General features: G+C 74.0%; 4 protein-coding genes. 2 read left to right on the plus strand and 2 right to left on the minus strand.

Features of this window, described 5'->3' with window-relative positions:
- Positions 1 to 10: 10 nt before the first annotated feature.
- Together AOK23_RS34165 and AOK23_RS34170 are read left to right on the plus strand one after the other, a co-directional pair.
- Positions 11 to 1,276, plus strand: a complete 1,266-nt coding sequence (locus AOK23_RS34165; protein WP_055716418.1) for a serine hydroxymethyltransferase — start codon at positions 11 to 13, stop codon at positions 1,274 to 1,276.
- A 160-nt stretch (positions 1,277 to 1,436) separates the two neighbouring features.
- Positions 1,437 to 2,804: an L-serine ammonia-lyase gene (locus AOK23_RS34170; protein WP_055716419.1), complete on the plus strand. Its 1,368-nt coding sequence runs from the start codon at positions 1,437 to 1,439 to the stop codon at positions 2,802 to 2,804.
- A gap of 61 nt (positions 2,805 to 2,865) precedes the next feature.
- Here the strand turns inward: AOK23_RS34170 and AOK23_RS34175 are convergent, their stop codons facing one another.
- The gene (locus tag AOK23_RS34175) at positions 2,866 to 3,708 is read right to left on the minus strand and encodes a DUF429 domain-containing protein (protein WP_206336372.1); all 843 of its coding nucleotides are present in this window, start codon (positions 3,706 to 3,708) and stop codon (positions 2,866 to 2,868) included.
- A 39-nt stretch (positions 3,709 to 3,747) separates the two neighbouring features.
- Positions 3,748 to 6,741, minus strand: a complete 2,994-nt coding sequence (locus AOK23_RS34180) for a helix-turn-helix transcriptional regulator (protein ID WP_055716420.1) — start codon at positions 6,739 to 6,741, stop codon at positions 3,748 to 3,750.
- Positions 6,742 to 6,901 lie beyond the last annotated feature (160 nt).

Here is a 6,901-nt window from a genome sequence, read left to right on the forward strand (position 1 = left end):
GAGGACGTCGATGACCGTTCTGAACACGTCTCTGCACGAGCTGGACCCGGAGGTCGCGGCCGCGGTCGACGCCGAGCTGCACCGCCAGCAGTCCACCCTGGAGATGATCGCCTCGGAGAACTTCGCTCCGCTCGCCGTCATCGAGGCCCAGGGCTCCGTCCTCACCAACAAGTACGCCGAGGGCTACCCCGGCCGCCGCTACTACGGCGGCTGCGAACACGTCGACGTCACCGAACAGATCGCCATCGACCGCGTCAAGGCCCTCTTCGGCGCCGAATACGCCAACGTCCAGCCCCACTCCGGCGCCTCCGCCAACCAGGCCGCCCTCTTCGCCCTCGCCCAGCCCGGCGACACCATCCTCGGCCTGGACCTCGCCCACGGCGGCCACCTCACCCACGGCATGCGCCTGAACTTCTCCGGCAAGCAGTTCACCGTGGTCCCCTACCACGTCGACACCACCACCGGACTCGTCGACATGGACGAGGTCGAACGCCTCGCCAAGGAACACCGCCCCAAGGTCATCATCGCCGGCTGGTCCGCCTACCCCCGCCAGCTCGACTTCGCCGCCTTCCGCCGCATCGCCGACCAGGTCGACGCCTACCTGTGGGTCGACATGGCACACTTCGCCGGCCTCGTCGCCGCGGGCCTGCACCCCAACCCCGTCGAACACGCCGACGTGGTCACCTCCACCACCCACAAGACCCTCGGCGGACCCCGCGGCGGCATCATCCTCGCCAAGCAGACCTTCGCCAAGAAGCTGAACTCCTCCGTCTTCCCCGGCTTCCAGGGCGGACCCCTGGAGCACGTCATCGCCGCCAAGGCCGTCTCCTTCAAGGTCGCCGCCGGCGAGGAGTTCAAGGACCGCCAGCGCCGCACCGTGGAGGGCGCGAAGATCCTCGCCGAGCGCCTCACCGCACCCGACGCCCGCGCAGCCGGCGTCAACGTCCTGTCCGGCGGCACCGACGTCCACCTCATCCTGGTCGACCTGCGCGCATCCGACCTCGACGGACAGCAGGCCGAGGACCGCCTCCACGAGGTCGGCATCACCGTCAACCGCAACGCCGTCCCCGACGACCCCCGCCCCCCGATGGTCACCTCCGGCCTGCGCATCGGCACCCCCGCGCTCGCCACCCGCGGCTTCACCGCCGCCGACTTCACCGAGGTCGCCGACATCATCGCCGAGACCCTCAAGCCGTCCTACGACACCGAGGCCCTCAAGACGCGGGTCAAGGCCCTCACCGCCAAGCACCCGCTCTACCCCACCCTGGGCAAGTGACCCGGAGCGGCGGCGGGGATCGTCCGATCTCCGGCCGCCGCTCCCGGACGTGACCCCGGGTTCACCGGCACACCGTGCCGTTCTTCCGGGGTACCGCGCACACTGGGCAGTGAGCGCGGTGCCCCGCCCCCTCGCACAACCCCCGTTCTGAGGAGTCACCGTGGCCATCTCGGTCTTCGACCTGTTCTCGATCGGCATCGGCCCGTCCAGCTCCCACACGGTCGGCCCGATGCGGGCCGCCCGGATGTTCGCGCGCCGGCTGAACAAGGAGCGGCTGCTGACCGCGACCGCCTCCATACGGGTCGAGCTGTACGGCTCCCTGGGCGCGACCGGGCACGGCCACGGCACCCCCAAGGCGGTCCTGCTGGGCCTGGAGGGCGCGTCGCCGCGCACGGTGGACGTGGAGTCGGCCGACGACCGCGTGGAGTCCATCAAGGAGTCGGGCCGGATCCGGCTGCTCGACGACCACGAGATCCCCTTCGACTTCGACAAGGACCTGGTCCTCCACCGCCGCAAGACTTTGCCGTACCACGCCAACGGCATGACGGTCTGGGCGTACGACGCGTCGGGCGCGGAACTGCTCTCGAAGACGTACTACTCGGTCGGCGGCGGCTTCGTCGTGGACGAGGAGGCGGTCGGCGCGGACCGCATCAAGCTGGACGACACGGCTCTCAAGTACCCCTTCCGGACGGGCGACGAGCTGCTGCGCCTGACGAAGGAGACGGGCCTGTCGATCTCCGCGCTGATGCTGGAGAACGAGCGGGCCTGGCGCACGGAGGAGGAGATCCGCGAGGGGCTGCTGGAGATCTGGCGGGTGATGCAGACGTGCGTCGCGCGCGGCATGTCCCGCGAGGGCATCCTCCCCGGCGGACTGCGGGTCCGCCGCCGTGCCGCCGTCTCCGCCCGTCAACTCCGCGCCGAGGGCGACCCGTTGGCCCGCTCCATGGAGTGGATCACGCTGTACGCGATGGCCGTGAACGAGGAGAACGCCGCCGGCGGCCGCGTGGTGACGGCCCCGACGAACGGCGCGGCCGGCATCATCCCCGCGGTCCTGCACTACTACATCAACTTCGTCCCCGGCGCCGACGAGGACGGCGTCGTCCGCTTCCTCCTGGCCGCCGGGGCCATCGGCATGCTCTTCAAGGAGAACGCGTCCATCTCCGGCGCGGAGGTGGGCTGTCAGGGCGAGGTCGGCTCGGCCTGCTCGATGGCGGCCGGCGCGCTCGCGGAGGTCCTCGGGGGCAGCCCCGAGCAGGTCGAGAACGCGGCCGAGATCGGCATGGAGCACAACCTCGGCCTGACCTGCGACCCGGTCGGCGGCCTCGTCCAGATCCCCTGCATCGAACGCAACGGCATGGCCGCGGTGAAGGCCGTGACCGCCGCCCGCATGGCCATGCGCGGCGACGGCACCCACAAGGTGTCCCTCGACAAGGTCATCAAGACGATGAAGGACACGGGCGCCGACATGAGCGTCAAGTACAAGGAGACGGCGCGGGGCGGGCTGGCGGTGAACATCATCGAGTGCTGAGGGGACCGACCAGAGCGTCGCCGTCCCCGGCGCTGTCCGTGACCGGGGGCAGCGCGCAGGGTCAGTGAGGCGTTGCCTCCCGCACGGCCTGGAGGGGGAGGTCTTGCCGGGGGAGGTGCAGCCAGCCCTCGACCGCGGCCATGGCGTGCTCCTCCTCGGTGGTCGGCGCATGGGTCATGCCGCAGGCCGCGGCCCGTGCGACGACCGCCGCTATCAGGGCGTCCAGGGCGTGGTCGCCGGCCACGCACCGGTCACGCACCCGGTCGGGCAGGTCCAGGTCCAGCCCGGCCTCGAGACCGGCGAGGATCCGGGACCGCGCGGCCGTGGCGCCCTTGCCCTTGTAGGTCCCCTCCGGGGCGAGCCCCCACTGGATCAGCGCGAACGCGGGGTACACCTCGGCGACGGGGCCCGAGCCGTCGCGCGGTACCGGCGGACCGCCCTCGGCCAGCCGAGCCAGCAGGCCGGCCGCGCGGATGGCGACGACACCGAGTCTGTCGGCCGACACCGACAGCGGACGCTGCCTGCCCGCCCCCGTGCGCTTCCACGCGACGTCATCGGTCAGACGGTGCGTGAAGGCGTTGCCGAGTCCGGGACGACCGTCGGCGCACGCCGCGTAGTGGGCGAGCGCGGGCAGTTCGACGCCGGTCGCGTGCGCGGTGAGCAGGGCGACGAAGGCGGCAGGCCAGCCCAGGGGCGAGTCCAGCCCCGTCTTGTCCGCCGAACGCATCGCGTCCAGCAGGTCGTCGTCGTGCCTCGCGGGAAGCAGTTCGGCCACAGGCCGCCGACCCCACGTCACACGGCACACGCCGGTGGTTCCGGTGCGCCCGGCCAGGTCGACGCCGACAGTCACCATGGCGTCGGCGTCCCTCGCATCGGAGCCCCACGCTCGGACGAGATGTCGCATGCGGGCACTCTCGCACACCGCTGCGGGCCGGTCGGGGGCTCATCGGGAGGCGGGGCCTCGCTTCTGGGGCCTCTGGGAGTCGGAGGTGGGGGTGAGGGCCGCGCCGAGTTCCGATCTGCGGCGGATGCCGAGTTTGCGGTAGGTGCTGGTCAGGTGGGTTTCGACGGTGCGGCGGGCCAGGTGGAGGAGCTCCGCTATCTCCGTGTTCGTGCGGCTCTGCGCGGCGAGTTCGGCGATGCGGCGTTCCCCGGCGGTCAGCGCGTCGGGGCCGGTCAGTGCCGTCGTCGTGCGGCGGGCGCCGCCCTCGCGCAGGGCCTCCTCCGCCGCCGCCCGGGCGCGGACCGCGCCCAGTCGTTCGGCGCGGGCGGCCGCCTCCCGGAGGGCATCGCGGGCCCGCGCCCGCTCCCCCGCCGCCGTGAGCAGCCGTCCTTGCGCCGTCAGCGCCGCGATCAGTTCCGTCTCGGCCGCGCCCGGCGTCCCTCTGTCCGCGCCCTCCCGGTACGCGGCGATGTCGTCCGACGTCCGCCCGGCCGTGTCCCACGGGGTCTTTGCGGCGGTGGCGTGCAGGGTCCCGGTCGTCGTTCCGCCGGTCGGTTTCGCCTGCGACCGGGGCAGCGGCTCCTCCGGTGTGCCCTCCGTACGCGGGGGCGTGTGTGCGTCCTGGTGGAGGATGCGGACCGCGCGGTCGGCCAGGTGGAGGCCCCGGCGGCCTCCGGTGGCGGTGGCCAGGGTGCGCAGGGCGCGGCCGAGGACGCGGGGGGTGTTCCAGACGCGGGCCAGGCAGAGGTCCTCCTCGGCGAGGGCGAGGGCCTCGCGGGGGCGGCCGAGGGCCAGTTGGCATTCGGCGGCGGCGGTCCGCCAGGGGGTGACGACGGGGCTCACCACGTCCCGTGCCGACTGACGGCGGCCGCACTCCAGGAAGTCGTCGAGCGCGGCGGCCGGGTCGCCGAGAGCCGTGTGCAGGACGCCCCGGGCATAGAGGAAGCGGTTCAACTCCCAGCTGTCGGGGGCGTTCTGGAGGTCGAAGCCGTCCGCCAGGCGGGCCGCCTCCTCGGTGCGGCCGGTCTCGACGAGGGCGACGACGGCGTTCGCGACGGCGTTGGCCGAGGTCGGCGGGATGCCGTCGGGGCGGCGCACCTCGGGGTCGGCGAGGACCTCGTCGTAGGCGCCGCGCGCGGCGGCCAGGTCGATCCGTACGTTCAGCAGGGCCGTGTGCATGGGGTGGAGCAGGGAGGTGCGCTGGCCGGCGAGGCCGCGCCGGACGAGGCGTTCGGCCTCGTCGAGCTGGTCGGCCCACTGGGCGACGGCCGCCGCCGTACCCGGCAGGAACGCCTCCTCCATCGGGTCGGCGGGCTGCGCGAGCAGGGCGCGGACGCGGTCCATGGCCGACTCCGCCGAGGTGAGGCCCGCCGTCGACTCGTAGCGCACCAGGAGGGCCTGCCCGGCCGTGCCGACGAGGTCGGGTGACCGTTCGGCGGTCTCGCGCAGCCAGCGGTACACCTCCTGCCGTACGCCCTGGTCGTGGTCGGACAGCAGCGCGGACGCGGTCTGCGCGGTGCGGGCCAGGTCGGGGTGGCCCGTCAGGTGTTCGTCGCGCAGTCCGCGCAGGACGTCGATCGCGGCGCGGGCCTCGCCGCGGCGGGCCAGCGCCGTGCCGAGGGCGACCGCCGCGCGCACCCGGTCGCGGGGCGGGCCGGGCAGCCGCATCGCCTCCGCGAGGCGCGGTATCCCGGCCGTGGAGCGTACGGTCGCGTACTCCAGGGAGCCCAGTTCGGTGAGGACGGCGGCGCGGCGGGCGGGCGGTATCGGCTCGTCGAGGGCGCGGCGCAGATAGGCGAGGGCGTCGTCGCTGCGGTCGTCGCGGGCGGCCAGATCGGCGGCGTCGAGCAGGGCGGCCGTCGCCCAGGTGTCGCCGACGGGGCCGGCCCGCAGCAGTTGCCCGGCGACGGCCTCGGCGTGGTCGCCGCGGCGCAGCATCGCCTCGGCCGCCCGCCGGTGGGCGCGTTGCCGTGCGGCGCTGGTCCAGCCGCCGAGTACGGCGTCCCGCAGCAGCGGATGGGCGTAGCGGGGCCGGCCCTCGGGGTCCGGGCGGAGCAGGCCGAGGCGGGTCATGGCGGTGAGCCAGCCCGGTACGCGGCCGGGGTCGGCGCCCGCCGTCCGGGCGAGCAGGTCGGCGTCGGCCGTGCCGGGGCCGTCCTCGTCCAGCGCGGCGAGCGCGCGGGCGACCTCGGTGGTGGCGGGCCCGGCGCTGTCCAGCCACCAGGACACGGCGGCGGCGTACGAGCCGGGGTACAGGGCGGCGCAGGTGTCCGGGAGGGTGTCCTGGTCGGTGGACTGGAGGTCGTCGAGGAGGGCGCTCAGCAGCAGGGGGTTGCCCGCGCCCGCCCGTACGCAGTCGGCGACCCACTCCGGCGCGGTGTCGCCGGCCCGCACCGAACGGATCAGCTCCACGGCGGAGTCGGGGCTCAGCGGGGCCAGGGTGCGGGTGTGGACGAGGGCGGAGGAGAGGGCGTGCGCCAGGCCGTCGGCCGGTGGGTCGATGTCGTACTGGCTGCGTTCGGTCACCACGAGCAGCACGGGTAAGCAGTCGATCCAGCGGACGGCCTCGACGAGCCAGCGCCGGGACGCGGCGTCGGCGAGGTGCGCGTCGTCGACGGCGATCAGCAGCGGGGTCTCGTCGGCGTAGGAGCGGAGCAGCCGCCACAGCCGGGCGGACCTGCCCCGGTGCGGCGGGGTGCCGGGCGGGTCCGGTGCCTCTCCCGCGACGGCGTCGAACTCGGGTGCGTGGGCGAGGAGTTGGTAGACGGTGTCGAGCGGGATGGAGGTGTGCTCCGGGGAGCAGCGGGCCCGCAGGACCCGCATGCCCTGTGCCGCCGCCTGCTCCGCCGCTGCCTCCAGGAGCGCGGTGCGGCCGGTGCCGGTGGCCCCTCTGAGCACGATCAGGCGGCCGGATCCCGTGCGGGCGCGGGCGGCCTCGGCAGCCAGCAGCTCCAGGGTGTCACGGCGTTCGAGGAGCCGGTCCGGTGCGCACATCACTGCCTCCTGTCGTGGATGTGTCGTCTTCCGTTCGGTAGACGGGCCGACGCCCGCCGTGGTGCACCGATTTCGGTCGGACTCGGTGCGCCGTTTCCGGCCGGCCGTGTCGTACGGCACCGCGCGGGGTCGGGTACGGGTACGGGGGACGGGCGGGGGT

This window comes from Streptomyces torulosus (assembly GCF_001419765.1).
GTDB lineage: Bacteria > Actinomycetota > Actinomycetes > Streptomycetales > Streptomycetaceae > Streptomyces > Streptomyces torulosus.

Coding starts and splice junctions, on each gene's coding strand:
- AOK23_RS34165 (WP_055716418.1), top strand. CDS start 11: ATGACCGTTCTGAACACGTCTCTGCACGAGCTGGACCCGGAGGTCGCG.
- AOK23_RS34175 (WP_206336372.1), bottom strand. CDS start 3,708: ATGCGACATCTCGTCCGAGCGTGGGGCTCCGATGCGAGGGACGCCGAC.
- AOK23_RS34180 (WP_055716420.1), bottom strand. CDS start 6,741: ATGTGCGCACCGGACCGGCTCCTCGAACGCCGTGACACCCTGGAGCTG.